This window comes from Pseudomonas sp. IB20, assembly GCF_009707325.1.
Lineage (GTDB): Bacteria > Pseudomonadota > Gammaproteobacteria > Pseudomonadales > Pseudomonadaceae > Aquipseudomonas.
Genome location: NZ_CP046103.1, coordinates 1,046,657 through 1,071,503, shown reverse-complemented (window position 1 = coordinate 1,071,503; position 24,847 = coordinate 1,046,657). Strand labels below are relative to the sequence as shown.

23 protein-coding genes and 2 pseudogenes are annotated in these 24,847 nt (G+C 61.3%); 12 read left to right on the top strand and 13 right to left on the bottom strand.

Annotated elements, in window-relative coordinates:
* Nucleotides 1–11: 11 nt before the first annotated feature.
* From GJU48_RS04890 to GJU48_RS04880, 3 genes are all read right to left on the bottom strand, one after another.
* Nucleotides 12–185, bottom strand: a complete 174-nt coding sequence (locus GJU48_RS04890; RefSeq protein WP_256671205.1) for a DUF1120 domain-containing protein — start codon at nt 183–185, stop codon at nt 12–14.
* Between the two features lie 374 nt (nt 186–559).
* Nucleotides 560–1,195, bottom strand: coding sequence for a response regulator transcription factor (locus GJU48_RS04885; RefSeq protein WP_094951904.1), 636 nt, complete (start codon nt 1,193–1,195; stop codon nt 560–562).
* A gap of 194 nt (nt 1,196–1,389) precedes the next feature.
* Complete coding sequence (locus GJU48_RS04880; RefSeq protein WP_094951905.1) at nt 1,390–2,193, bottom strand: response regulator; 804 nt, start codon at nt 2,191–2,193, stop codon at nt 1,390–1,392.
* Nucleotides 2,194–2,627: 434 nt separating this feature from the next.
* On the opposite strand from GJU48_RS04880, the pseudogene GJU48_RS04875 reads away from it, so the two are divergent.
* From GJU48_RS04875 to GJU48_RS04845, 8 genes and pseudogenes are all read left to right on the top strand, one after another.
* Nucleotides 2,628–2,816: pseudogene (locus GJU48_RS04875) on the top strand (DUF1120 domain-containing protein); the annotation flags it as partial.
* Nucleotides 2,817–2,854: 38 nt separating this feature from the next.
* Nucleotides 2,855–3,478, top strand: coding sequence for a DUF1120 domain-containing protein (locus tag GJU48_RS04870; RefSeq protein ID WP_094951910.1), 624 nt, complete (start codon nt 2,855–2,857; stop codon nt 3,476–3,478).
* Nucleotides 3,479–3,566: 88 nt separating this feature from the next.
* A complete protein-coding gene (locus GJU48_RS04865; protein WP_094951911.1) occupies nt 3,567–4,196 on the top strand; it encodes a DUF1120 domain-containing protein in 630 nt (209 codons plus the stop codon).
* Between the two features lie 2 nt (nt 4,197–4,198).
* A pseudogene (locus tag GJU48_RS24985) lies at nt 4,199–4,933 on the top strand (fimbria/pilus chaperone family protein); the annotation flags it as partial.
* 42 nt (nt 4,934–4,975) lie between these two features.
* Nucleotides 4,976–7,444 (top strand): fimbria/pilus outer membrane usher protein, encoded by a 2,469-nt coding sequence (locus GJU48_RS04860; protein WP_094951913.1) that lies wholly within the window; start codon nt 4,976–4,978, stop codon nt 7,442–7,444.
* A gap of 11 nt (nt 7,445–7,455) precedes the next feature.
* Nucleotides 7,456–8,586: a DUF1120 domain-containing protein gene (locus tag GJU48_RS04855; RefSeq protein ID WP_094951914.1), complete on the top strand. Its 1,131-nt coding sequence runs from the start codon at nt 7,456–7,458 to the stop codon at nt 8,584–8,586.
* Nucleotides 8,587–8,593: 7 nt separating this feature from the next.
* Nucleotides 8,594–9,220 (top strand): DUF1120 domain-containing protein, encoded by a 627-nt coding sequence (locus GJU48_RS04850; protein ID WP_094951915.1) that lies wholly within the window; start codon nt 8,594–8,596, stop codon nt 9,218–9,220.
* A 10-nt stretch (nt 9,221–9,230) separates the two neighbouring features.
* The gene (locus tag GJU48_RS04845) at nt 9,231–9,881 is read left to right on the top strand and encodes a DUF1120 domain-containing protein (protein WP_094951916.1); all 651 of its coding nucleotides are present in this window, start codon (nt 9,231–9,233) and stop codon (nt 9,879–9,881) included.
* Nucleotides 9,882–9,893: 12 nt separating this feature from the next.
* On the opposite strand, the gene GJU48_RS04840 is transcribed toward GJU48_RS04845, so the two are convergent.
* Together GJU48_RS04840 and GJU48_RS04835 are read right to left on the bottom strand one after the other, a co-directional pair.
* The gene (locus tag GJU48_RS04840; protein ID WP_155295935.1) at nt 9,894–11,141 is read right to left on the bottom strand and encodes a CynX/NimT family MFS transporter; all 1,248 of its coding nucleotides are present in this window, start codon (nt 11,139–11,141) and stop codon (nt 9,894–9,896) included.
* Nucleotides 11,131–11,790: a FadR/GntR family transcriptional regulator gene (locus tag GJU48_RS04835; RefSeq protein WP_094951930.1), complete on the bottom strand. Its 660-nt coding sequence runs from the start codon at nt 11,788–11,790 to the stop codon at nt 11,131–11,133. The genes GJU48_RS04840 and GJU48_RS04835 overlap by 11 nt, the downstream gene beginning before the upstream one ends.
* A gap of 159 nt (nt 11,791–11,949) precedes the next feature.
* Here GJU48_RS04835 and GJU48_RS04830 point away from each other — a divergent pair, with 159 nt between their 5' ends.
* Nucleotides 11,950–12,261, top strand: coding sequence for a type II toxin-antitoxin system MqsR family toxin (locus GJU48_RS04830; RefSeq protein ID WP_094951919.1), 312 nt, complete (start codon nt 11,950–11,952; stop codon nt 12,259–12,261).
* Entirely contained in the window at nt 12,258–12,746 is a 489-nt protein-coding gene (locus GJU48_RS04825) for a type II toxin-antitoxin system MqsA family antitoxin (protein WP_094951920.1), read from the top strand. The genes GJU48_RS04830 and GJU48_RS04825 overlap by 4 nt, the downstream gene beginning before the upstream one ends.
* A gap of 52 nt (nt 12,747–12,798) precedes the next feature.
* Here the strand turns inward: GJU48_RS04825 and GJU48_RS04820 are convergent, their stop codons facing one another.
* The 4 genes from GJU48_RS04820 to GJU48_RS04805 form a co-directional block, all read right to left on the bottom strand.
* Nucleotides 12,799–13,563: an amino acid ABC transporter ATP-binding protein gene (locus GJU48_RS04820; protein WP_003171943.1), complete on the bottom strand. Its 765-nt coding sequence runs from the start codon at nt 13,561–13,563 to the stop codon at nt 12,799–12,801.
* Nucleotides 13,564–13,574: 11 nt separating this feature from the next.
* Nucleotides 13,575–14,672 carry an amino acid ABC transporter permease gene (locus tag GJU48_RS04815; protein ID WP_094951921.1) on the bottom strand — a complete coding sequence of 366 codons (1,098 nt, stop codon included), beginning with the start codon at nt 14,670–14,672 and terminating at the stop codon, nt 13,575–13,577.
* A 10-nt stretch (nt 14,673–14,682) separates the two neighbouring features.
* Nucleotides 14,683–15,864, bottom strand: a complete 1,182-nt coding sequence (locus GJU48_RS04810) for an amino acid ABC transporter permease (protein WP_094951922.1) — start codon at nt 15,862–15,864, stop codon at nt 14,683–14,685.
* A 72-nt stretch (nt 15,865–15,936) separates the two neighbouring features.
* The gene (locus GJU48_RS04805) at nt 15,937–16,968 is read right to left on the bottom strand and encodes an amino acid ABC transporter substrate-binding protein (protein WP_094951923.1); all 1,032 of its coding nucleotides are present in this window, start codon (nt 16,966–16,968) and stop codon (nt 15,937–15,939) included.
* 347 nt (nt 16,969–17,315) lie between these two features.
* Here GJU48_RS04805 and GJU48_RS04800 point away from each other — a divergent pair, with 347 nt between their 5' ends.
* Both GJU48_RS04800 and rhlB read left to right on the top strand, forming a co-directional pair.
* A complete protein-coding gene (locus tag GJU48_RS04800; protein ID WP_094951924.1) occupies nt 17,316–17,972 on the top strand; it encodes an alpha/beta hydrolase in 657 nt (218 codons plus the stop codon).
* 96 nt (nt 17,973–18,068) lie between these two features.
* Nucleotides 18,069–19,538: an ATP-dependent RNA helicase RhlB gene (gene rhlB / locus GJU48_RS04795; protein ID WP_094951925.1), complete on the top strand. Its 1,470-nt coding sequence runs from the start codon at nt 18,069–18,071 to the stop codon at nt 19,536–19,538.
* Between the two features lie 129 nt (nt 19,539–19,667).
* On the opposite strand, the gene moaE is transcribed toward rhlB, so the two are convergent.
* The 4 genes from moaE to GJU48_RS04775 form a co-directional block, all read right to left on the bottom strand.
* Complete coding sequence (moaE, locus tag GJU48_RS04790; protein ID WP_094951926.1) at nt 19,668–20,117, bottom strand: molybdopterin synthase catalytic subunit MoaE; 450 nt, start codon at nt 20,115–20,117, stop codon at nt 19,668–19,670.
* Between the two features lie 2 nt (nt 20,118–20,119).
* Nucleotides 20,120–20,362 carry a molybdopterin converting factor subunit 1 gene (gene moaD / locus GJU48_RS04785; protein ID WP_094951927.1) on the bottom strand — a complete coding sequence of 81 codons (243 nt, stop codon included), beginning with the start codon at nt 20,360–20,362 and terminating at the stop codon, nt 20,120–20,122.
* Nucleotides 20,359–20,832, bottom strand: a complete 474-nt coding sequence (gene moaC / locus GJU48_RS04780) for a cyclic pyranopterin monophosphate synthase MoaC (protein WP_094951928.1) — start codon at nt 20,830–20,832, stop codon at nt 20,359–20,361. The genes moaD and moaC overlap by 4 nt, the downstream gene beginning before the upstream one ends.
* A gap of 114 nt (nt 20,833–20,946) precedes the next feature.
* Nucleotides 20,947–24,684, bottom strand: coding sequence for an autotransporter domain-containing protein (locus GJU48_RS04775; protein WP_094952166.1), 3,738 nt, complete (start codon nt 24,682–24,684; stop codon nt 20,947–20,949).
* Nucleotides 24,685–24,847: the final 163 nt, after the last annotated feature.

Sequence of the window (24,847 nt, the reverse complement as noted above, 5' to 3'; positions counted from 1 at the left end):
CTTTCGGTCGATTATTCACAGGAGATTTTTCCGTAATCCACCACCCCGTTATTGGACAAGATTGGCGTACAGGCCGAGGGTGTGATCACACCGACGACACCGAGATCCACGCTGGACGCGGCCATCACATTTGAAACACCGGCCAGCAATAATGCGGCGGAAATAAGTACACGAGACGCTTGCATTCACTGCTCACTTTCGGTCGATTATTCACAGGTTGAACAGGCACAAAAAGGCGCGTCGCCAACCTGAAAGTTCGACTCATCTAATAGACTAGGAATGGATGCCGCCCACACGACTTGCGGCGGAAATAAGTACACGAGACGCTTGCATTCACTGCTCACTTTCGGTCGATTATTCACAGGTTGAACAGGCACAAAAAGGCGCGTCGCCAACCTGAAAGTTCGACTCATCTAATAGACTAGGAATGGATGCCGCCCACACGACTGGCAGGGCAACGGCGTCAAGTTAAAGGATGGTTTGTTCACGCTGAATACACGTAATACGAATCCCACCGGCGCGCGCGGTTAGTTAACGGTCGTGATCTATCTGCAACGTTCTACGGCACCATCCCAGCGGCACGCGCATAGGCGAACAAGTCCACATCCGTCGAGATACACAGCCGGTGCATGGCCGTGCTTTTCTGCTTGCTGATCGTGGAAATGCTGCGGTTGACCCGCGCCGCAATCTGGCTGACGGTCATGCCGCTGGCGAGCATGCGCACCACCTCGCGCTCCTTGCTGGACAACTGCGGCGTTTGCGATTGATCCCCCGTACCGGCCTCGATCAACTGCTCGCGCAAGCACTCACTGGCGTAGGTCTGGCCTTTGGCAACCGCCTTGATTGCCAAGGGCAGCTCCTTGGCCGAGGCTTTTTTAGCGACGATGGCCCGCGCGCCATGGGCGAAAGAGGCACGCAAGGTGGCGACGTTGGCGAACATGGTGACCAGAATCACCGGCAGCGTCGGGTACTGGCGCCGTAGCAGGCTCAGCAACACATAGCCGTCGGCTTGAAGCCCGCCGGGCATGGCGAAATCGGTCACCAGCAAGTCACAGGGTGTGGTGCTCAGCAGTACCAGCAATTCATCAGGGCCGCTGGCTTCACCGACGACTTTGCACTGGCCGCTCACTTCAATCACCACCCGTTGCCCGATGCGGACAATGGGGTGATCGTCGGCAATGATTACTCGAAGCATAGATACTCACGGATGATGGCAACTTGAATCCGGGCAAAATACCCCCGCCGGCGATCTTCAACAACCGCCGGTCGCACGCACTTTTCAGCCGCGCCCAATGCCCTGTAGCGACTACCTATAAACCTACAAAATAAAAAGAAAGCGCCCACATACAAAAGCCACAACAGAAGGAATGAATTCCTACAAAAAGTACGTCATAGCGCACTGACGTACGCGAAATAGCGTTCGAGGTCGCGCTCAAACACCTCCAGGCTCAACAGGTGCACCGCCACGCCATCGGTGCGGACCTGCTCAATCAGCACACTGCCCCGCACCTCCAGATCATCGCAGCCTAAGAACGCCAAGCCGCCCAACAGACGGTGCAGCCGATCCAACACGACTTGGGTGTTCGAGGTGATGCGCGCATGCGCAAGGTCCGCACAGTCGTTGCGGGCTTCGTACAACAGGCTGGCGAGCATCTGGTCCACCACCTGTTCGCTGCCAAAGGTTTGGACCATGCCCGCGCGAGTTGGCCAGCCCATGGCGGCCTCAGACTCCGGTGCCGACATTTCGCACGGAGGGCCAGGCAGCCACCGCGCAAGCACCTCGCACAGCTGTGCAAACGTGAGTGGTTTGAGCAGCCAGGCATCCATTCCGGCATCGCGGCAGCGCTGGGGGTCATCAGGCAGCAGGTTGGCGGTGAGCGCGATAATCGGTACCCGTCGCTGGCCGTTTTCCAGCTCGTGAAGGCGTATTGCACGGGCCAGGGCATAACCATCCATGCGCGGCATATGGCAGTCGCTGATCACCAGGTCGAAGCGTCTGCGGGTGATGCAAGCCAAACCTTCACAGCCATCACCGACCACCTCGTGACCCAGCCCGAGCTTTTGCATGAACCAGCCCAGCAGCAGCCGATAGGCCGAATGATCCTCCGCCACCAATACCACCAGGTGTCGCCAGTGTTCTGGGGGGACGAAACGCGATGGACCCTGCTGCGAAGAGACATCGCTCGAAAGCACTCTCGCTCACCTCGTAGTTGTTGTCGGTGGTGCAGCGCCCGTGGTTCAGCGATAAGCCTGGAACTGGATGAGGAGCGCTGACGCGACAGTTGAAGGCTGAGCACGCTGTGGCGTCTCAAAAGCACTCAAGTGACTGTCATCGCGCAGCGAAGCTAGCCTTTCGAATGCCAGCTTGGCGATACAACAACTACGAAACTGATCTTTTGCCTACATTAAGCCGTTAACTATTCTGACACGGAACAGGCTGTTTTCCCTCCTCAGCGTCATTGTCGTAATAGTTGTATGTCCCCCATACCCCCCCTCGCTAGATTACCGCCCACTCTTGCCGGGGACGGTGCGCCGCCCCCGGCAACTCTTAAAAAGTGAACAGCCGCCTAGCAACCGTTGACCCCGTTCCACCAGCAGCGAGTGTCCCCACGGCGTGGCTCAACATATCGCCCTACTTGGGGCACGAAGCACTGACCTCGTTCGCGGCAACGGGCGGCCCGAACACGCCCATCGCCATTAAAGACCTCAGGGCGCGGCTGCGCGCCTTCACCGTCATCGTGCCGTCCCGCGACCTGACCCTGCTCGATGAAGTGCCCATCGACGGCCAGGCCACGCTGCAACTCAAGTACTGGTAATTGAGCTTCTCCTCAGTTCCTCATTTAGGAGCAACACCATGAGCAAGTCCCTCAATACCCTGCTCGGCGGCCTGATGCTCGCGGCTGCTGGAACTGCCTTTGCCGCCTCCAGCGTCGACCTGACGGTCAAAGGTCTGATTACCCCAAGTGCCTGCGTCCCGGCGCTGTCCAACGGGGGCGCGGTGGACTACGGCAAAATTTCGGCCAAGGATTTGAACGCCGACAAACAGACCGCTCTGCCCCTAAACATCCTGCAATTCACCGTCACCTGTGACGCCGCCACCCTGATGGCCATGGAGGCCAAGGACAACCGCGAAGGGTCTGACAGCAACAACGATTTGATGGAGTTTGGCCTGGGCCTCATCAACGGCACGGAAAAACTCGGCAACATGACCCTGCAGCTGTTGAATTCGGTCGCCGATGGCGTGCCGATCAACAGCGTCGGTTCCTACGACGGTGGCGTCACTTGGAGCTCCGAGCGCAACCTGATGCGCGACAACCTCCTCGCACCCGCCGTGGCCGGCGTCAATTCGCCGATCCCAGTCCAACTGTGGGCCGCGGACTTGTACGTTCAGCCCCAGATCGCCAAAACCAGTGAGCTGACCCTCACCAACGAAGTCGCCATCGACGGTTCGGTGACCCTCACCGTGCGCTACTTGTAACGGCATCCGAGTCGAGCAAAGGCAGGCCTTAAAACGTCTGCCCTTGCCCTGTACACACACGATGAATCAGGCAGCCGGCCCCCATCCCATGAAGCATATTTATTCACGCTTTATCGCCACGTTTTGCCTGCTCGGTGCCAGCTCGCTGGTGCTGGCGTCGTCCAGCATTGAGCTCAACGTTACCGGTCTGATCACACCCAGCGCCTGCATCCCCACGTTGTCTGCCAATGGCATCGTCGACCACGGCAAGCTGCCGGCACGCAACCTCAACCAGCACGAATTCAGCCCCTTGCCCACTCAAACGCTGGACCTGAGTGTGAGCTGCAACGAGCCGGTGCTGTACGTATTGGTGGGTGTGGACAATCGCGCCGACTCCTCGCTGGGGCCGGGCTTTTATTACGGCCTGGGTACCAATATCCATGTGCCTTCCGAGCGGCTGGGCACGGTTTCCCTGGGATTTCGCGAGGCCATGGGCGACGGCGAGCGCCTACTCGTGCTGGCCTCCAGCAACAAAGGGGAGACCTGGTTTCCAGAATCCAATGCCTTCCCGAACATCTACATGGGGTTCGCCCGCCCGGGCACGCTGGTGCCCGAACCCCACCGCCTGGTGAACGCCAGCCTGCAAATCAACACGTCCATCAATGCCGCCGCCTATTTGACTCTCAAACAGGAAGTGCCGTTGGACGGTTCCATCGTGCTTGACCTGAGGTACTTGTAGCCATGCCTGCCCTACCCTTTTTCACCCGCGCCTTCATCTTCGCTCGCGTGAGCGGTCTTTACTTCGCTGCGCTCACGCTGGCAATCGGCGGCCCTGCCTTGGCGCTGGCCGACGGCATGGTGCCCGACACCTCGGTGGTGATCGTTAACGAGGCCGATGGCGAAGCGTCGGTGACCGTGACCAACACCGACGATAAGCTGGCCCTGCTGCACGTCACCCTTGAAGACATTCCCGAAGACAAGGCGACGCTGCTGTTTGTCACCCCGCCCCTGGCCCGGGTCGAACCGGGCAAGAGCCAGCTCATCCGCTTCATCCTGCAATCGCCCGAGCCCTTGGCCACCCAACGCTTGAAACGGGTGATCTTCGAAGGCATGCCACAAGGTCGTTCGGCGGCCCAGGCCGGCCACGCCCAAGTCGGTGTGACGGTGCGCCAGAACCTGCCGGTGATTGTGCATCCCAAGGGCCTGGCCCCCAACCGCACGCCCTGGACCGGGTTGGAGTGGCGCCTGAACCGTGACCAATTGAGCGTGCACAACCCGAGCCCTTACGTGGTGCGCCTGGCCCAGGAACTGCGACTGCTGCCCGGCAGCGGCTCGGCCCTGCTGCCGCGCACCTATGTGCTGCCGGGTGAAACCCTGAACGTAACAGCCAGCGGCACCGGCGCAAACCGCGTGCAACTGCAGCCGGCCACGGTGTATGGCTTTGCCGTGGCACCTTACGAAGCACCCCTCACCCTTAAAAATGCTTGCCAAAGCCACCCAACACTTGAGTACGACCTTGTGAGCACAGTAATAACTGACCGCGACGGCAGCGCCGTGCCTGGCGTTTCACCGCACCGCGCACGCACCCTACTCACCGGGCTGGCACTGACCCTGGGCGGCGCACTGCCGTGCGAAGCAGTGCTGGCGGGTGACGCGCTGATCGCCGGTTCCTTCGACCCCCAGACCTTGTCCCGGCGCGGCATCGACCCGGAACTGGCCAACCTGCTGCTGCAAGCCCCGCGTTTCACGGCAGGCCGGCATGCCGTCAATTTGAGTGTCAACGGCCTGCGTCGCGGCCGAGTGGATGTGGAGTTCGACCGCCAGGGCAGCCTCTGTTTCAACCGCGCCCTGCTGGATGCGGGCAACCTGACAGTGCCCGATGAGAACGGGGTGCCCACCTGCCAGCGGTTTATCGAACGCTACCCGCAAACCGTGATCGAGCAAGACCCCGCCGCCCTGAGCCTGGCCCTGGTGGTGTCAACCGACGCCCTGCGCCCTGCCCAGCAAGACATCTCCGGCTACCAGACCGGTGGCCAGGCCTTGCTGCTCAACTACGACTTGACCGGCCTCTACAACGAGTTCGGCGACACCACCAGCCGCTTCGGCTCAGCCAACACCGAAGTCGGCTTCAACGCCGGCGACTGGATCGTGCGCAGCCGCCAGGTGAAAACCTGGCAGGACCGCCGCTCGCGCACCACCCACTTGGATGCCTACGCCCAGCGCACCTTCGCCGAGCAGCAGGCAGTGTTGCAGGCCGGGCAAATCAGCCTCTACAACCCGGTGCTGGCCGGCACGCAGATTACCGGCGCCCAAGTGCTGACCGAAACTGCGCTGCAAGACCAGAACCAGGGCGCGACTATCACCGGTATCGCCAACAGCCCGGCCCAGGTGGAAATCCGTCAGAACGGCGCGTTGATCCACTCCACCGTGGTACCCGCCGGGCCGTTTGCCCTGCCCGATGTGCGCCGCTTGAACAGCCGTTCCGACGTGGAAGTCACGGTCAAGGAAACCACCGGCGAAGAACGCCGCTTTACCGTGCCCGCCGCTATGCTCGGGCTGGGCCTGCCGGCGCCGGGCTATTCGGTGGCGGCCGGGCGTGTGCGTCAGATCGGCGACAGCGATGGCCGCGAGCCCTGGGTGGTCAGCGCGGGCTGGAGCGGCCCGCTGCACCCGCAACTGAGCCTCAGCGCAGGCGGGCTGGTGGCGGACGCCTATCGCTCAGCAGGCGCAAGCCTTGGCTGGTTGCCCTGGCAGGACAGCCAACTGCAGTTCTCCGCACAGGCAGCCCAAGCCAGCCCCAAGCGCGAGGGCACAGAGCGCGGGGTGCAAAGCGATGTGTCCTGGTCGCAGCGCTTGAATGACAGCTGGTCGGTGAGCACCGCAGCTTCCTGGCGTTCCCAGGGTTACCGCGACCTTGAGGATTCAACCTACGTCGGCAATAGCGACGATCAACAGCGCTCGCGCTACCGCGACCAGCAGAGCGCTACTGCGTCGTGGGCGCATCCGGCCTTGGGTGCGTTCAGCGCCGGGGTCTCACGCACGGCGTCTTACAACGGTGAAAGCAGCAGCCGCGCGCTGGCGTCCTGGGGCACCAGTTTTGGCCGGGTATCGGTGTCGGCCAGCGCCGAATGGCAGGTAGGCGGCCGCCAGCAGAACGACGACAGCATTTACCTGAACATCAGCGTGCCGCTGGGTGAAACCCGCCGTGGTCGCGCGTGGGCACGCAACGCCGGCGGCGAGCACCGCCTGGGTGTGGGCGTGAACGAGCAACTCAACGATCAACTGAGTTACCGAGTGGGCGTGGAGCGTGACAGCCGTGACCGTGAAGTCGAGTCGTCGGTCGGCGTGTCGGCACTGCCGTGGTACAGCCAGCTGGACTTCAACTACACCCGCAGCGACGACGAACGAGCCAGCTACCAAGGTGGCGCGCGCGGCGGGGTGGTGTTGCATGGGGACGGCGTGACCTTCTCGCCGTACCCGGTGCGCGACACGTTTGCACTGGTGTCGGTGGGCGAAATGGCCGGCATCAAGGTCACCACCCCAAGCGGCCCGGTATGGACCGACTGGCAAGGCCAGGCCGTGGTGCCGCAAGTCAGCGCTTATGGGCGCAGCCCGGTGGAAGTGCAGACCCGTTCGCTGCCGCGCAACGCCGATATCCACAACGGCCTGGCAGTGATCGCCGCCGGCCGTGGTGCCGTGGACAAAGTCCAATTCGGTGTGGCCCTCACCCGGCGTGCGCTGTTGAACGTGACCACCGATAACGGCCAGCCGCTGCCACGCGGCGCAACCGTGAGCACCACTGAAGGCGAGTTCATCACCCTGATGCAGGAAGGCAGCCAAGTGTTCCTGCCCGACGTGCTTGACCCGCGCCCGCTGTGGGTCAAGGCACCGGGGCAGCCACGTTGCCGACTCACCTTTGAACTGCCGGAAGACGCCGACCCTGAGGTGTATTTCGAAACCGCACCGGCCCGGTGCCACCAGCCATGAGGACTCACACCATGGGCCTGAAATACACGTTTTACCCCCTGAGCCTGGTGCTGCTGAGCGCCAGTGCCTGGGGCGCCGAAGAATGCCAGCTCAACCTTAGCCTGGCGCAACTGGACTTCGGCCTGATGAACCGCGCCGTGGCGTTGGCCCCCGCGCCCGAACGCTTGCTGGGCGAGCGGCGTATCAGCCTGACGCTGAACTGCCCGCAGCCCACCGACCTGGGCGTGTTTTATCGCGGGCTGGGCGCGGGGCCGGAGCGCTTTCTCTTTACCGAGCGCGGCAGCTACGGCCTGCGTGTCAGCGAAGCCGTGCTGGACGGCCAGGCGGTGGAGTTGGGTTTGATTGCGGGCCAGGGGCAACCGCCCTCCGCTGTCAGCGCCCAACTGCACTGGCAACCGGACCACGGCCTCGTGCCGATGCGCGGCGGCGTGGCAGTGACCGGGCGCAACTTGTCGATGCAAATCAACGCCAGTGCCTGGGCCCGCGAAGACGCCGCGCGGGTGCGCGATGCCGTGACCTGGGATGTCGCCGGGTTGTTCGACGCCGTCGCTGCCGGGCGCTCGCGGGAACTGCGCCTGCAAGCGCGCTTTGCCCCGGCGGCGTGTACACCCGTGCTGTCCAACGGCGGCCATGTGGAGCTGGGAAAGCTGTCGGTCAGCGACCTGAATCTGGACAAGGACACCGTCCTGGCCCCACGCCCCTTGTCACTGAGTGTGACGTGCGACGGGCCGACCGCCTTCGCGTTGCGCATGCAAGACAATCGCCTGGGCTCAGCCACCGGCGGCGCCGATGAAAGCGCTTATGGGCTGGGCCTGGACGCGCGCCGACAGAAGATCGGCCGCTACCGGCTGTTGTTCGACCCTGCGCGCATCACCGCCGACAACTTCGCTCGAGTATTCCAAACCGACTCCGCCACCGGCACGCAGCCCTGGAGCAGCGCCAGTGCAAGCGTCGCTGCCGTGGGCGCCAATCGCTACCTGGGTTTTAGCGCTGCATCCGGCAGCACCGGCGGCCCCAGCGCCATTCAAAACCTCAACGCCACGTTGAGCCTGGAAGCGGTCATAGCGCCCTTGGGCTCACTGGATCTGAGCAGTGAGGTGCGGCTGGACGGTGCGGGCACTCTCGAAATTCACTATTTATAGGCACACGATGAAACCGATTCTGATCTTACTGACCGCCTTTTCATGCCTGGCCACCGGCTTGGCGGCACAGGCGGCCTCCAGCGTTGACCTGAGCGTCACTGGCCTGATAACCCCTAGCGCCTGCGAACCGAGCCTGTCCAATGGTGGCGTGTATGACCTGGGCAAGATTGCTGCCAGCGACCTGAACCTCGATCAACCTACCAAGCTGCCCCCTCACAGCCTGCAACTGTCGATCAACTGCGCAGCATCGACCTTGTTGGCCCTGGAGCCACGGGACAACCGCCTTGGCTCCAGTTACGCCGGCGATGAAAGCTTTAAGTTCGGCTTGGGGTTGATCAACGGCACCCAAAGGCTGGGCTCAGTGATATTAGAAGTCGATTCGATCATGGCCGACGGCGTCCAGATGTACCCCATCGGCTCGAGTGGCCCCTCTAGCTGGGCTCCGACGACCATCCTGTCGCCGCACTTCCTGAGCGCATTCACCCCCAACAAAACAGTGACAGCACCGGCGCCGATACAACGGTTGACCGCGGTGGTGTCGATCGAGCCCAGCATCGCCCCGGCCAACACGCTGTCGTTGACGCAAGAAGTCCCCATCGACGGCTCCATGACGCTGACCGTGAAGTACTTATAGGAGCTTAACCATGAAAACGTTGTTGATGGCGTTAACTGCCTGTGCGTGGTTGACCAACGCATCCACGGCCCAAGCCGCCTCCACCGCCGAACTGACTGTCGGCGGCCTGATCACGCCCATGGCCTGCACCCCCGTGCTGTCCGCCGGCGGTGTGATCGACTTCGGCAAGATCTCCCAGAAGGACCTCAACCAGGCCACGGGCACTCGGCTGCCGCTCAAGTCGCTGACCTTGACTATCAGTTGCAACGCCCCCGGCCGTTTCGCCCTGCGCATGCGCGATAACCGCGACGGCAGCGCCCACGTCAGCAGCGAGATCTATTACGGGCTGGGGCTGGACAGCGCGGGCAACAAACTCGGCGTGTACTCGGTGAGCTTCGATCCCAAACAGACAGTGGCCGATGCCCTGCCGGTGACCTACGGCACCGAATCCACCACCGGTGGCCTGGCGTGGCGCACGTCCAACAGCAACCCCATCGATATCGGCTCCAAGAGCTTGCTCGGCTTTACCGATGTGGCCGGCAGCACCGCCGGGCCTTCGGCTATCCAGAACCTGACCAGCACCTTGACGCTGGAAGCGGTGATCAACGCCAAGCAGAACTTGGACTTGAGTGTGGAGACGCTCATGGACGGCTCCGCCACGCTGGAAGTGGTTTACCTGTAGTACCCACCTCTTTCAACCCCGACACCGTGCGCGTCCGGCGCCAAGCCCGGCGATGATTGCGCCCAAACCGAGCACCGCGAAAATCCAGCCGACCGCCGACCAACCACCGGTCCAATCGTGCACCAGGCCAACCGCCAGCGGCCCGAGGGACGCCAGCGTGTAGCCGATGCCCTGGGCCATGCTCGACAGGTTGGCGGCCACGTGGGCGTCCCGCGAGCGCAACACGATCAAGGTCAGCGCCAGGCTGAAGGTGCCGCCCTGGCCCAGGCCCAGCAAGATCGCCCAACCCCACAGGCCGTCGAGCGGTGCATACAAGCACCCGAACAGGCCGCCGAGGGTCAGCAGCATCACCACCACGATCGCCAGCCGCTGGTCCTTACCCCGCGTAGCCAACCACGGCGCGGCGAGGGAACTGGCCAGTTGCACGATGACCGAGCCCGACAGCACCAGCCCCGCTTGAGTCGGCGTGAGCCCACGGCCGATCAGGATCGACGGCAACCAGCCGAACACGATGTAGGCCAGCGACGATTGCAGGCCCATGTACAAGGTCACCTGCCAGGCCAGCGGGTCGCGCAGCAAACCCTTCACGCGATAGGCGACTTGATGCGCGCCGTGTTTCTGCCCGACTTGCGGCAACCAGAACAGCGCCGCCACCAGCGCCGGCAGAATCCAGAAGCCCAGGCCGATGCTCCAGCTGTCGCCGAAATACCGGCTCAGCGGCACCGTCGAGCCGGCCGCCAACGCGGCGCCCAGGCACAGCGCCATGGTGTACACGCCGGTCATGGTGCCGGCCTGTTTGGCGAAGTCACGCTTGACGATACCCGGCAGCAACACGCCGATGATGCCGATGCTCGCACCGGCAATCAGGCTGCCGGCGAACAGGCCGACCTCACCGAACGAACTGCGCAGAATAATGCCGGCAGCCAACGTCAGCAGAATCCCCAGCACCACCCGCTCGGCGCCAAAACGCCGGGCCAGGATCGGCGCCATGGGCGCAAACAGCCCCAGGCACAACACCGGCAAGGTGGTCAGCAAGCCGGCTTTGGCCGCCGACAATCCGAGACTGTGCGAGACGTCAGCCAGTAGCGGCGACAGGCTCGACAGCGCCGGGCGCAGGTTCAACGCCACCAGTATCAGGCCCAACAGCAACAGCCATGGCCGCGCGACCACCGGCGGGGTGTGCTGCACCACGTCGTCGTCGGCTTCGGCGTCGATCAGCAGCGTTTTGAGTTCGGTAGTGCGTTTGGCTTCAAGGTTCATTGATCAACTGCCGGCAGAGGGATTTGGCGCGTTCCGGGTCTTGGTGCTCCACGGCGTCGAGCAGGGCGATATGCAGGTCGAACACGGCCTGGCGACGCGGTGAGATATTCAGGGTCTGGCGCAACTGGGCGCCGACAATGGCGGAGAAATACTGGTACAGCTCGCTCAAGGCCGGGTTGTGCGCGGCATCGACCAAGTGTTTGTGGAACACCAGGTCTGCGCTGATGTAGGCCTCCAGGTCACCGTGGTACAGCTCGGCGCTGACGCTTAAGGCTTGGCGTAAATGTTTCAGATCGTCTTCAGTACGGCGCAGTGCCGCGAGCCCGATGGCCTCCACTTCCAGAATCTGCCGCGTCTCCTGCGCCTGCTCCAAGGTGCAGTGGGACAATGCGCGCATCGCGCCCAGCGGGTCGGTCATCGAGCGTAAATAACTGCCGTCGCCCTGGCGGATTTCGATCAAGCCGCAGAACGCCAACACACGCATGGCTTCGCGCACGGTGTTGCGGCTGATGCCTAACTCGGCAGACAGCTCAGGCTCGGTGGGCAGGCGCTCGCCGATGGCCCACTTGCCTTCGGTGATGCGCCGACGCAACTGCTCCAGGGCCTGGTCAACGAGGGAGCGTTTGATCAGAGGGGCGATGTCTGTCATGGGTTTTTCGCTTTCGTCCAATCATAGGATGAATTTTCCTACAGCCTATTCGGACTTGCCTACAAAGGCAACGCACTAGGGTTCGGAGGCAACAAAAGGAACTGAATTTTCGATTGGTAAAATTACCCTCTGAGGGTAATTATTGGACTCAGGTGTCTTATGGAAAAGTACACACCTCATTACGATCTGGCAGTGGTCAAGGCAGATGTGAGGCGGCTTGGTGCCAAGGCTTTCACACGTGCGGCAAAGAAAACCGGCGAGGCTCTCGACCTTGATCTCACTGAGATGCAAGCGGTCGTCTTCGAACTGCAAAACAGGATGTTGTACCAGTCGATGACCACTTATGCCGATCACCGCGTCTGGCATGACGTCTACCACATCCATTCACACGGTCTGGAGATTTACATCAAGGTCACTTACTGCTCCGGTAGTAACCCACCGGTGATCTCCTTCAAAGGGATGAACCCATGAACACCCAACACTGCTATATCTGTGGCGCCCCCGACGCCATGACACGCTTTGAAGGCCGCAGCGAAACCCTGTGCATCAAAGGTATGGAGCGGCGCATTGATGATCTGTCGGGCTGGGAATGCCAGGTGTGCGAGGACGGCATGTATGACCCCGATAGCTGCGAACGCCATGCCAAGGCAGGTGATGATCTGCTCCACGCCGCACGACGGATGATGGGCGCCGAACTGAAGCGCATCCGCCGCAAACTGCACCTCACGCAAAAACAAACCGTGGAGTTGCTATCCGGTGGCGGGCACAACGCATTCTCACGCTACGAACGCGGCGAAATAGCACCGCCCAAGCCGTTGATGGTGCTGATGCGCCTGCTGGATCGTTACCCCTACTTGCTCACCGATGCCAAAGAACTGGCCGAAGGCGCAGACCTGCGCAACGCCTTCACCTACACCCTCAACAACGAAACGCAAGACGCCCTCAAAGCGTCCTAGACAAGCAAAAATAAACCCGGCACCAGGCCGGGTTTATCGCTTCAAACGTCGATCAATGCAAAATCTGGCTCAAGAACAACTTGGTCCGATCATTCTGCGGGTTGTCGAAGAAGTCATTCGGCGCCGCCTGCTCGACGATTTCGCCCTTGTCCATGAAGATCACGCGGTTGGCCACGGTGCGGGCAAAGCCCATTTCGTGGGTCACGCACAACATGGTCATGCCGTCTTCGGCCAGGCCGATCATGGTGTCGAGTACTTCCTTGACCATTTCCGGGTCCAGCGCCGAGGTCGGTTCGTCGAACAGCATGATTTTCGGCTTCATGCACAGGGCACGCGCGATGGCCACGCGCTGTTGCTGGCCGCCGGACAGTTGCCCCGGGAACTTGTGGGCCTGCTCCGGGATGCGCACACGCTCCAAGTAATGCATGGCGATTTCTTCGGCCTTGCGCTTGGGCATCTTGCGCACCCACATCGGCGCCAGCGTGCAGTTTTGCAGGATGGTCAGGTGCGGGAACAAGTTGAAGTGCTGGAACACCATGCCGACTTCACGGCGGATCGCTTCGATCTGCTTGAGGTCGTTGGTCAGTTCCACGCCATCGACCACGATGCGGCCTTGCTGGTGCTCTTCCAAGCGGTTGAGGCAGCGGATGGTGGTGGACTTGCCCGAACCCGACGGGCCGCACAGCACGATACGCTCGCCCTGCTTGACGTTGAGGTTGATGTCTTTCAACACGTGGAACTGGCCGTACCACTTGTTGACGCCCTGCATCTGGATAATGCCTTCAGGGCTCACAGGCTGTTTGATCGCTTCGCTCATAACAACAACTCCTAACGCTTGTGGCCTGTGTCGAGCTTGTGTTCCAAATGAATGGAATAGCGCGACATACCAAAACAGAAAATCCAGAACACCAGGGCGGCGAACACGTAGCCTTCAGTGGCCATGCCCAACCATTTCGGGTCGGCGGCGGCTTGTTTGACGCTGTTGAGCAGGTCGAACAGGCCGATGATGATCACAAGGCTGGTGTCCTTGAACAGCGCAATAAACGTGTTGACGATGCCCGGGATCACCAGCTTCAAGGCTTGCGGCAGAATCACCAGGCCCATGCTGCGCCAGTAACCCAAGCCCATCGCCGCGGCCGCTTCGTACTGCCCCTTGGGAATCGCCTGCAAGCCACCGCGCACCACTTCAGCCACGTAGGCCGACTGGAACAGGATCACGCCGATCAATGCCCGCAGCAGTTTGTCGATGCCCATGCCTTCGGGCAGGAACAACGGCAGCATCACCGACGACATGAACAGCACGGTGATCAACGGCACGCCGCGCCAGAATTCGATGAAGGTCACGCAGACCACTCGAATCGCCGGCATGTTCGAGCGCCGCCCCAACGCCAGCACAATGCCCAACGGCAACGCGCCGGCAATGCCGACCGTGGCGATGACCAGGGTCAGCATCAGGCCGCCCCATTGGCTGGTGGCCACGTTGGTCAGGCCGAAGATGCCGCCGTGCAGCAGGAAGTAGGCAATGATCGGGTACAGCACCAGAAAGCTCAGGCCGTAGATCGCCTTGCGTTGAAAACGCGAGATGAACAACGGCGCCACGCCGACGATGGCCAGCCACACGGTCAGGTCCACGCGCCAGCGCAGATCGCCCGGGTAGTAGCCGTACATGAACTGCCCGAAGCGCTGTTGGATAAACACCCAGCAGGCACCCTCTTTGGTGCAATCAGCGCGTGTGGTCCCGACCCAGTTGGCGTCGAGGATGGCCCAGTGCAGGATCGGCGGCACAATCAGGTAGATCAGGTAAAACGCCAACAGCGTCAGCAGGGTGTTGAGCCAGCTGGAAAACAGGTTGGCGCGCATCCATGCGATCGGCCCGAAGACTTTGCTCGGTGGTGGCATATCAGGTTTGAACGTATGCGAACTCATGTGTGTTTCCTCACCGCTCGATCAGCGCAATGCGCTTGTTGTACCAATTCATCAGCAGGGAAATGCTGATGCTGATCGCCAGGTACACGCTCATGGTGATGGCAATAACCTCGATCGCCTGCCCGGTCTGGTTGAGCACCGTACCGGCAAACAGCGACACCATTTCCGGGTAACCGATACCGGCGGCCAACGACGAGTTTTTCGCCAGGTTCAGGTATTGGCTGGTCAGCGGCGGAATGATCACCCGCAGGGCCTGCGGGATGATGACCTTGCGCAGCGTCGGCCCAGGGCGCAGGCCCAGGGAGCGCGCGGCTTCGGTCTGGCCGTGGCTGACGGACTTGATGCCCGAACGCACGATCTCGGCAATAAACGCTGCCGTATAGACAGTAAGCGCGAGGGTCAACGCCAGCAGTTCAGGGATCAATACCCAGCCGCCGACAAAGTTGAAACCTTGCAGCTTGGGCATTTCCCAGTGCAGCGGCGCGCCGAACATCAAGGCGCACAACGCCGGGATCACGATGAGCAATGCCAGGCCAGCCCAGAACTTGTGGAACGGCACCCCGGTCGCTTCAAAGCGCTTGTTGGCCCAACGCGTCATCAGCACGATTGCCACGATGGCGATGACCACACTGACCACAAACGGCCAGAAGCCGTCAGCCGCCAATGCAGCCGGCATGTTCAGGCCACGGCTGCTGACAAAGAACGTGTCACCGAAATTATGGCTGGCACGCGGCCCCGGCATGGTCAGGAACACCGCGAAATACCAGAACAGAATCTGCAGCAGCGGCGGAATGTTGCGGAACACCTCCACATACACCGTCGCCAGTTTGTTGATCATCCAGTTCGGCGACAGACGCGCCACACCGATGACGAAACCCAGCAACGTCGCCAGGACCACGCCGATCACGGTCACCAGCAAGGTGTTGAGCAGGCCGATCACAAAGACGCGGGCGTAGGTGTCCGATTCGGTGTAGTCGATCAGGTGCTGAGCAATGCCGAAGCCGGCACTGCGTTCAAGAAAGTCGAAACCCGAGGTAATGCCCCGGTGCTGAAGGTTGGTTTGCGTATTGTTGAAGAGGTACCAGCCCAGCGAGACCACCGCCACAATCGTGATGATCTGGAAAAGCCACGCACGCACTTTGGGATCGCTGAAGCTGAGCTTCTGCTTTGGTGCGCCGATTTGATTTTGCATGAAGTGCCCCGGAAATAATGGAACAGAACATCACCCGGCGGTTGGCCCACCGGGTGATAGAACCATCAGCGATCAGCGCACAGGTGGTGCGTATTGAATGCCGCCGTTGTTCCACAGCGCGTTCAGGCCACGGTCGATTTCCAGCGGGGTGCTCTTGCCCAGGTTGCGCTCGAACACTTCACCGTAGTTACCGACTTGCTTGACGATCTGTACAACCCAGTCTTTTTTCACTTTCAGGTCTTTGCCGTACTCGCCGTCAGCACCGAGCAGACGCGCAACGTCCGGGTTTTTGGTGGACTTGGCTTCAGCTTCAACGTTTTTCGAGGTGATACCGGCTTCTTCAGCGTTGAGCATGGCGTAGCCAACCCAGCGCACGATGGCCAGCCACTCGTCGTCGCCGTTACGCACGACTGGGCCCAGTGGTTCTTTGGAAATGGTTTCCGGCAGCACCACGTAGTCTTTCGGCGAGGCCAACTTGCTGCGCTGGGCGAACAGTTGGGACTTGTCGGAGGTCAGCACGTCGCAACGGCCCGACTCCAGCGACTTGGCGCTTTCATCAGAGGTGTCGAAGGTGATCGGGGTGTATTTGAGGTTGTTGGCGCGGAAGAAGTCAGAGACGTTCAACTCAGTGGTGGTACCGGCCTGGATGCAGATGGTTGCACCGTCCAGTTCCTTAGCACTTTTTACGCCCAGTTTGTTGTTAACCAGGAAGCCAATGCCGTCGTAGTAGGTAATGAAGCCTGGGAATTTCAGGCCCATGCCCGAATCGCGAGAGCTGGTCATGGTGGTGTTACGCGACAGGATGTCGACTTCGCCGGATTGAAGCGCGGTGAAACGCTCCTTGGCATTCAACTGGCTGAACTTGACCTTGGTCGCATCACCGAAAACGGCAGCGGCCACAGCGCGGCAAACGTCAGCATCGATCCCAAGGATCTTGCCGCTGGCATCCGGCACCGAGAAACCCGGCAGGCCGTCACTCACGCCACATTGCACGAAGCCTTTCTTCTGCACGGCGTCCAGGGTGGCGCCGGCTTGGGCAAAACCACTGACACCCAGTACAGCGGCCGCGGTCACAATGGCCAGGGTGGATTTCAATACCTTCATTCAAACCTCCAGTTTTGCTCTTGTTGTGTCGGAGCTCCAACCTCAGCGCACCCTTATGAGGCGATATCAACCCGTGTTGGCTTTTTTTGGGGTCAAGCGGCATGAAGTTGTCGCGGTAATTCCAGTGGCTATCCCACAAGCGGCAGTCACTGATAGTGTTACCGTCATGGGATAGTTCTGACATCGACCTACACATAGCAAGGCCCGTACCAGAGTGATGGCTGAGCCGTTTCAGCCCATGGTCAATAGAAAAACTTTCACCCTTGCGACATTCTCTTAACAGATCAACCTGTCGCGCACCGTTCCGACGCACCCTATCGGAGCGCACGCACATATATGGAGCAGACATGACCGAACCCTTGATTCTTCAGCCCGCCAAGCCCGCAGACGCCTGCGTCATCTGGTTGCATGGCCTGGGTGCCGATCGCTACGACTTCCTGCCGGTGGCCGAGGCGCTACAGGAAACCTTGCAGTCCACACGCTTTGTATTGCCCCAGGCGCCGACGCGTCCGGTGACCATCAATGGCGGTTACGAGATGCCCAGCTGGTACGACATCAAGGCCATGAGCCCGGCCCGCTCGATCAGCCTGGAAGAGCTGGAAGTGTCCGCCAAAATGCTCACGGACTTGATCGAAGAGCAGAAGAGGACCGGAATAGACGCCTCGCGAATTTTCCTCGCTGGATTTTCCCAAGGTGGCGCCGTGGTCTTCCACACCGCCTTCCTGAAATGGCAGGGACCACTGGGTGGCGTTATCGCCCTCTCCACCTATGCGCCGACCTTCGGTGACGAGCTGGAAATTTCCGCCAGCCAGCAGCGTATTCCGACCTTGTGCCTGCACGGCCAGTACGATGACGTGGTGCAGAACGCCATGGGCCGCAGCGCCTACGAGCATTTGAAGAGCCGTGGTGTCACCGTGACATGGCAGGAATACCCAATGGGCCACGAAGTGTTACCTGAAGAGATACGCGATATCGGCACCTGGTTGAGCGCCCGGCTGGGCTGAAATCCATACATTATGTAGCCGTATGACCAACGCACTACGCCGCGCCCGATTCTTGCATTACACTGGCCGGCGTACATTCCTTAACCAATTAATGAGATCACCGTGCTCAAAGCACTTAAGAAGATGTTCGGCAAAAGCGAGGCTGAGCCGCTCGCGCCTGTTCCCAGTGCTCCTGCCCCCAAGCCCGGCAACCGCAACGACGGTCAACAGCCAGAACGGACCGCACCTGTCGCCGCGCCGAAGAAGCCACCGGTGACACCGACTGAACCGGTAAAAGCCGCTGAAGCCGAGCCTGCACCTGCGCCCAAAGCACCGCGCCGCGAACGTGCACCCAAACCGCCCGTGACGCCATGGAAGCTCGAAGACTTCGCCGTCGAGCCCCTGGAAGGTAAAACCCGCTTCCACGATTTCAAGCTGGCCCCGGAACTGATGCACGCCATCCAGGACCTGGGTTTCCCGTACTGCACACCGATCCAGGCGCAAGTGCTGGGCTTCACCCTGGCGGGCAAAGACGCCATTGGCCGCGCCCAAACCGGCACCGGCAAGACCGCCGCGTTCCTGATCTCGATCATCACCCAGTTGCTGCAGACGCCGCCGCCCAAAGAGCGCTACATGGGTGAGCCGCGCGCACTGATCATCGCCCCGACCCGCGAACTGGTGGTGCAGATCGCCAAGGACGCCGCCGACCTGACCAAGTACACCGGCCTCAACGTCATGACGTTCGTGGGCGGCATGGACTTCGACAAGCAGCTCAAGCACCTTGAAGCCCGTCACTGCGACATCCTGGTCGCCACCCCTGGCCGCCTGCTCGACTTCAACCAGCGCGGCGACGTGCACCTGGACATGGTCGAAGTGATGGTGCTGGACGAAGCCGACCGCATGCTCGACATGGGCTTCATCCCGCAAGTACGCCAGATCATTCGCCAGACCCCGCCGAAAAACGAGCGCCAGACCCTGCTGTTCTCCGCGACCTTTACCGAAGACGTGATGAACCTCGCCAAGCAGTGGACCACCGACCCGTCCATCGTCGAGATCGAAGCGCTGAACGTCGCCAGCGAAAACGTCGAACAGCACATCTACGCCGTGGCCGGTGCCGACAAGTACAAGCTGCTTTACAACCTGATCAACGACAACGGTTGGGAGCGCGTCATGGTGTTTGCCAACCGCAAGGACGAAGTGCGCCGCATCGAAGAACGCCTGGTGCGTGATGGCGTCAACGCCGCGCAACTGTCGGGCGATGTGCCGCAGCACAAGCGCATCAAGACCCTGGAAGGCTTTCGCGAAGGCAAGATTCGCGTGCTGGTGGCCACCGACGTGGCCGGGCGCGGGATTCACATCGACGGCATCAGCCACGTGATCAACTTCACCCTGCCGGAAGTGCCGGACGACTACGTGCACCGCATTGGCCGTACCGGCCGTGCAGGCGCTGCGGGTGTGTCGATCAGCTTTGCCGGTGAAGATGACTCGTACCAGTTACCGTCCATCGAGACGTTGCTGGGCCGCAAGATCAGCTGCGAAACGCCGCCGACGCACTTGCTGCGGGCTGTGGAGCGCAAGCGCCCTTAAGGCTCACATGCGGTAAAAAATGTGGGAGCTGGCCAGCGCCCACATTTGCTTTTGCATCAGGCTACAAGGCTCACATGCGGTAAAAAATGTGGGAGCTGGCCAGCGCCCACATTTGCTTTTGCATCAGGCTTATTTCCAGCGATCCGCCGCCGCGTGATCGCTGCCCCGCCCTTCCACCCAGCGCGGGCCTTCCGGGGTGTTTTCTTTCTTCCAGAACGGCGCGCGGGTCTTCAGGTAGTCCATCACAAATGCGCAGGCATCAAACGCGGCCTGGCGATGCGCACTGGCGGCGGCCACGAACACAATCGGCTCGCCCGGCTCAAGTGCGCCGATACGGTGCAGCACTTCCAGCTTGAGCAACGGCCAGCGTTGCTCGGCCTCCACGGCGATCTTGGCCAGGGCTTTTTCGGTCATGCCGGGGTAGTGCTCAAGGAACATCCCCGACACATCGCGCCCATCATTGAAGTCGCGCACATAGCCGACAAAACTCACCACCGCGCCCACGCCAACATTCGCCGCGTGCATCGCGTTGACCTCGAAGCCTGGATCAAATGCCTCGGCCTGTACGCGAATCGCCATGATCATCCTCCGGTCACGGGCGGAAAAAACGCGACTTCATCGCCTGCTTGCACCGGTTCATCGAGGCCACACAGCTCCTCGTTGCGCGCGCACATCAAGCTGGGTTCGTTGAGCACTGCAAACTCAGGGTCTGCCGCCAGCGCCTGGCGCACCGCATCAACCGTGGCGAAATCACCTTCCATCTCCAGCGAGTCAAAGCCCACCGCCTCGGCGTAGCTCGCAAAAAACAATACGTTGATGCTCATGCCTGGTCCGCCTTGAAATGCCCGCTTTTACCGCCGAGCTTTTCCAGCAGGCGAATACTTTCGATGGTCATGCCACGGTCCACGGCCTTGCACATGTCGTAGATCGTCAGCGCCGCGACGCTGGCGGCGGTGAGGGCTTCCATCTCCACGCCGGTCTGGCCGCTGAGTTTGCAGCGCGCGAGGATATGCACAGCGTCCACACCATCGGCGCGCAGCTCGACCTTGACGCCGGTGAGCATCAGCGGGTGGCACAGCGGGATCAGGTCACCGGTTTTTTTTGCCGCTTGGATCCCGGCAATACGGGCCACGGCAAATACGTCGCCCTTGGGGTGGGCGCCGTCGACAATCATTTTCAGGGTGTCGGGCAGCATGCGCACCCGCGCTTCGGCCACGGCTTCGCGGAACGTCACGGCTTTGTCGGTGACGTCGACCATATGGGCGCGACCTTGGGAATCGAGATGAGTCAGCACAGGGATACTCCTGATCAGGAGCGGCAATTGTAAACCCGTGGGTCAATTTTGCGCAGGCTGTTTATCCCATGAATAAAGGGGCGTAGTGCGTTACTTATAACAACAGCGCCAGGATTAGAAGCGGAAGGTAAACCCGGCATTGATCCCGTTGTTGTTACCCCGGTTGGAGAGCAAACCGCTGTAGCTCAAGGACACCAGCGTGTCTTTGGTCAAGGCCATTTCCGCGCTGGCCTTGATCACCGCACCGTCACGCGCCACGGGCACGCTGTTGACGGCAAAGGCGGTGTCGCTACCGGCGAACTTCAGCGAAGCGTCACGATCGGTGTCGCCAAACTGATGCTCCCAGCCCAGCTCACCGCGCAACGTGACCGCCGAGGTCGAGCTGACCGGCACTTGGGTATGCGCGCGCAAGCCCAAGGTCGAGAGCGTGGCGTCCTGGCTTTGCTTGCTGGCATGCAAGGCGGCGGCGCCGCCTTTCTCCTTGAACGAATCGCTCTGGTAGTTCAGGTACGTGAGGTTGGCGAAGGGTTCGAACAGGTTCCACTGGGTGTAACCGATCTCGGCAAACACTTGATCGGTGCGCGCGCTGTAGTCGGCTTTGTCGTAGTCCGACTGGTTGGCGTAAGCCACGCGCCGCGAGCTGTCGATGCGGTGCCAAGTGGTGGCGCCGCCCAGGCGCAAGGCAATCGCGTCGAAACGCTTACCGCCGTAAACAGACAGATGATAGTTGTCGCTATCGGCCGAGGCGCAAGCGTCTCCGTTGAGGTGGCTTTGGGTGTAACCGGTAGCCGCGCCCACACGCCAACCGTCGCCGACCTCGGTGTCCAGGCCCAGCAGCACACCGCTGGTGGACGAGGAATAACCGCTGGCGTTGTTGTCACCACTGACGTTATTGCGACCGCCCAGTAACTGCACCCAACCACCGTTGTCGCGGGTCTCGATTTGCGCGCTGGAATCCAGCGCCTGTGCCTGTTGCAGGCGGCTGTTGACCGCTTCACGGATGTAGCGACTGTCAGCCATTTGCGCCGCCGCCACGTCCGAGTGCAATTGCCCCGAGAGTTGCTTGAACGCCTCCCGCGCCTGGACGGCCGAGTCCGACGCCAGAAGGCTTTCATACACCGGGCTGCCGCTGCCTAACGCCTCGGCGGCCGTCGCCACGGCACGTTCGTTGCGGGTTTGCGCAATGCTGGCAAAGGTCGTCTGGTTGCGCTCCACCGCCAGGCTCAGTTGATTCGGCTGGTAGTTCAGTTGGGCGCCGATAAACAGGTAGTTGGGCGTGATCGCCGTAAACTGCCCATTGATGCCCTGGCTGGCGCTGAGGATATTGAACGGCTGACCCAGCAAGCTACGGGCTTCAGTGGCGGACAACAGGTTGGGGCTGTTTTCCAGGGAAACGGTCACTACACCGCCGTTGAGGGTGGCGACGCCGCTGCTCTGGATCTGGTCGCTTTGCCCGTTGGGGCCAACTTCCACGGCATACACCGAGCCCGGGTTGAAGGTCACGTCGCCGGTGTGCAGAGTGCCGATCGAGTGCCCCGGTGCCACGCGGCCACCGGTGTTGACCGTCAACGCACCCACCGTGCCGTTGCCGGCCAGCGTGCCGCCCAGCGTGGTCATCACGCCGTTGTCGGCATTGCGTGTGCCTACGGCGCTGCCATCCACGGTCACGGCAGAGGTCAGCGAACCATCTACCGACAGCTTGCCGCCGCGCACCCAAGTGCTGCCCGAGTAGGTGTTCTGGCCTTCCAGCACCAGTTCGCCGTCGCCGGACTTGGCCAGGCTGCCGACGTAGGTGGTGCCGGTGAGCAAATCCTTGCCGCGTGCCAGCGTCGCCTGTTCCCGGGCGTGGCCGATGTCGTATTCAAACTGATCATCCGCCGAAGCATTGGCCGGCAAGCCGTTCAGCCAGCCTTTTTGCTGCTGGGTGGCCGCCCAGGTGGCCTGCTCGGTGGCGTCCTCTACACGGCGGGCGCGAATGGCTTCGTCGGAAATCGGGTTGACCCAAATATCGCGTGTGGCGGAGGGCAAAGCCACTGCCACCGAGCCGAGAAACTGCCCTGGCCCCTGCATGGCTTTTTGCAGGTTGGGCAAGCCCCAACCGCTGACCACGCCCGGCACTTGCGGCGTGCCTGGCGCGGCATCGTGCACCGGTTGCAGGTTGTCGTAGGTGCGGCCACCGGTCAGGGTGCCCACCGGCGTGTCCGGCCCATCCGGCGTTTGCAGGCTGGAGGTGGTCAGCAACACATCCCGAGCCTGGCTGGCGGTCATGTAGGGGAAGCGCTGAATCACCAGCGCCAAGGCCCCGGACACGCTCGGCGCGGCCGCGGAGGTGCCGTTGGCATTCGGGATGATTTCGCCTTCAGGCCCGGTCGACGGAATGCCCGAAACGCCCATCACACACCACCACTTCGAGGTGCCACAGCGGTTGTAGACCTGGGCGCTGGTCTCGTCGTAGCCGGTGATCGAGAGGAATTTGCCTTCGATATCCGGCTTGAAAAACGGCAGGTTGGCGTTGGTGTCCGGGTTGGCACCGTGGCTGTCGTTGCCCGCCGAAATGATCTGGATAAAGGTGTTTTGCCGTGCGGCGTCGGCCATGGCGTCCATCCAGGTTTTCTGCCCGGCGTGGGCCTTGTCCCAGAACGGGCGATAGGCCGCCTTCATATCGCGCACGTTGTCCGCCGCGCTGTCGCCGACATTGCCGAAGTGGTTTTCCACCTCGTTACGCGAGTTCTGCCCCCAACTCTGGTTGACGATCGACACGTTCTTCGCCGCCAGGGCGTTGTAGCTGGCCATGAACGCGTTGTAGTCCAGATCGTTGGAGCCTTGGAAGCGGTTGTCGTCGGTGCCGCCGGTATTGGCGACAAAAATATTCGCGTCAAACGCGATGCCGTGCATGCCGGTGCCATTGCGGCTGGCGCCCAGCACGCCGGACATTTCCGTACCGTGACCGTCGTTGATGGTCGGGTCGTACTCACCGGAAATACTGAAATGCTCGCCTTTTTGAAACTCCCCGTCCGGCGTGTCGTGGATGTAACGCGGATGGGTGGCGTAGTACTCGCCGGTGGACGTCACCGCCTGCACGCGATCCTGGCCCTGGGCATTTTTGCCCTGGAACTCGAAGTGTTCGGTGAGGATGCCCGAGTCCAGCACGCCCACGTTCACGCCCTTGCCGGTCATGCCCAAGGCATAGGCGTAATACGCGTTGGTGCGGTCCAGGCCGGAGTTGACCTGGGCTTCGGGGGTTTTCCAGGTTTGCGCGTTGGCGCTCCAGTCACGGGTGGCGGCGGCCCAGGACTGGCCGGCGTTGAGTTGCCCGTTGAGGTTGCTGCTGACGCCCGGCTCTACGTAGGTGTAGGGCTTGGCAGCCGGCAGGTTGGCGATGATGGCTTTGGAGAAGTCGAGAATATTAGTGGTGTAGCGGCCGTTGTTGCTGAAGAGCCGGCTGCGGTAGTAATCCAGCCGCGAGGCATAGTCCAGCGGCCGTTTGGTATCGCCAAGCATGGCGCCGATGGTCAGGTTTTCCGGCTGCAGCTCGTAGTTTTGCTTGAGGGCTGAATCGAACTTGCCCGATTGGGCGGCAAAGTCCTTGGCGGCGAGGTCGACGATATCGGCGTAGGCAAACCGCAGGTTCTTGTAGACATCGGTGTCGGGGCCAAACGATGCAACGGCTTTCCTGAACGCCGCATCCAACACTTGAGAGGTGTAGGGGCTGGCGTCATCGGCCATGGCCATCGGCCCCTGGCTTAGCCATAAAGCCAGCCCGAGTGCGATGGGCGTGAGGGGTATCGATTTGAAACCTGTAGCGCGCTTGCTTTTTTGAGACAAAGTGAAGCCATTACCTGCTACGTCCATTATTCCTTTCCCTTTGGATATGTGCGTCGTCAATGAGCGATGTATCGGGCTTTTTGTAATAGGCAGGGTCACGCGAAAACCCATAGGTTTTTTAAAACATCGTCGAATCAATGAGGTGGTGTTCCGACGGGGTCACACAGCGTTCTTATTGTTTTTGCGGCGC

What these genes read in the sequence shown, in the direction of transcription:
- GJU48_RS04840 (WP_155295935.1), bottom strand. Translation starts at nt 11,141, where the DNA reads ATGAACCTTGAAGCCAAACGCACTACCGAACTCAAAACGCTGCTGATC.
- GJU48_RS04845 (WP_094951916.1), top strand. Translation starts at nt 9,231, where the DNA reads ATGAAAACGTTGTTGATGGCGTTAACTGCCTGTGCGTGGTTGACCAAC.
- GJU48_RS04835 (WP_094951930.1), bottom strand. Translation starts at nt 11,790, where the DNA reads ATGACAGACATCGCCCCTCTGATCAAACGCTCCCTCGTTGACCAGGCC.
- GJU48_RS04820 (WP_003171943.1), bottom strand. Translation starts at nt 13,563, where the DNA reads ATGAGCGAAGCGATCAAACAGCCTGTGAGCCCTGAAGGCATTATCCAG.
- GJU48_RS04855 (WP_094951914.1), top strand. Translation starts at nt 7,456, where the DNA reads ATGGGCCTGAAATACACGTTTTACCCCCTGAGCCTGGTGCTGCTGAGC.
- GJU48_RS04890 (WP_256671205.1), bottom strand. Translation starts at nt 185, where the DNA reads ATGCAAGCGTCTCGTGTACTTATTTCCGCCGCATTATTGCTGGCCGGT.
- GJU48_RS04830 (WP_094951919.1), top strand. Translation starts at nt 11,950, where the DNA reads ATGGAAAAGTACACACCTCATTACGATCTGGCAGTGGTCAAGGCAGAT.
- moaE (WP_094951926.1), bottom strand. Translation starts at nt 20,117, where the DNA reads ATGGCGATTCGCGTACAGGCCGAGGCATTTGATCCAGGCTTCGAGGTC.
- GJU48_RS04850 (WP_094951915.1), top strand. Translation starts at nt 8,594, where the DNA reads ATGAAACCGATTCTGATCTTACTGACCGCCTTTTCATGCCTGGCCACC.
- GJU48_RS04805 (WP_094951923.1), bottom strand. Translation starts at nt 16,968, where the DNA reads ATGAAGGTATTGAAATCCACCCTGGCCATTGTGACCGCGGCCGCTGTA.
- GJU48_RS04775 (WP_094952166.1), bottom strand. Translation starts at nt 24,684, where the DNA reads ATGGACGTAGCAGGTAATGGCTTCACTTTGTCTCAAAAAAGCAAGCGC.
- GJU48_RS04825 (WP_094951920.1), top strand. Translation starts at nt 12,258, where the DNA reads ATGAACACCCAACACTGCTATATCTGTGGCGCCCCCGACGCCATGACA.
- GJU48_RS04870 (WP_094951910.1), top strand. Translation starts at nt 2,855, where the DNA reads ATGAGCAAGTCCCTCAATACCCTGCTCGGCGGCCTGATGCTCGCGGCT.
- moaD (WP_094951927.1), bottom strand. Translation starts at nt 20,362, where the DNA reads ATGAGCATCAACGTATTGTTTTTTGCGAGCTACGCCGAGGCGGTGGGC.
- GJU48_RS04865 (WP_094951911.1), top strand. Translation starts at nt 3,567, where the DNA reads ATGAAGCATATTTATTCACGCTTTATCGCCACGTTTTGCCTGCTCGGT.
- GJU48_RS04815 (WP_094951921.1), bottom strand. Translation starts at nt 14,672, where the DNA reads ATGAGTTCGCATACGTTCAAACCTGATATGCCACCACCGAGCAAAGTC.
- GJU48_RS04800 (WP_094951924.1), top strand. Translation starts at nt 17,316, where the DNA reads ATGACCGAACCCTTGATTCTTCAGCCCGCCAAGCCCGCAGACGCCTGC.
- GJU48_RS04885 (WP_094951904.1), bottom strand. Translation starts at nt 1,195, where the DNA reads ATGCTTCGAGTAATCATTGCCGACGATCACCCCATTGTCCGCATCGGG.
- GJU48_RS04810 (WP_094951922.1), bottom strand. Translation starts at nt 15,864, where the DNA reads ATGCAAAATCAAATCGGCGCACCAAAGCAGAAGCTCAGCTTCAGCGAT.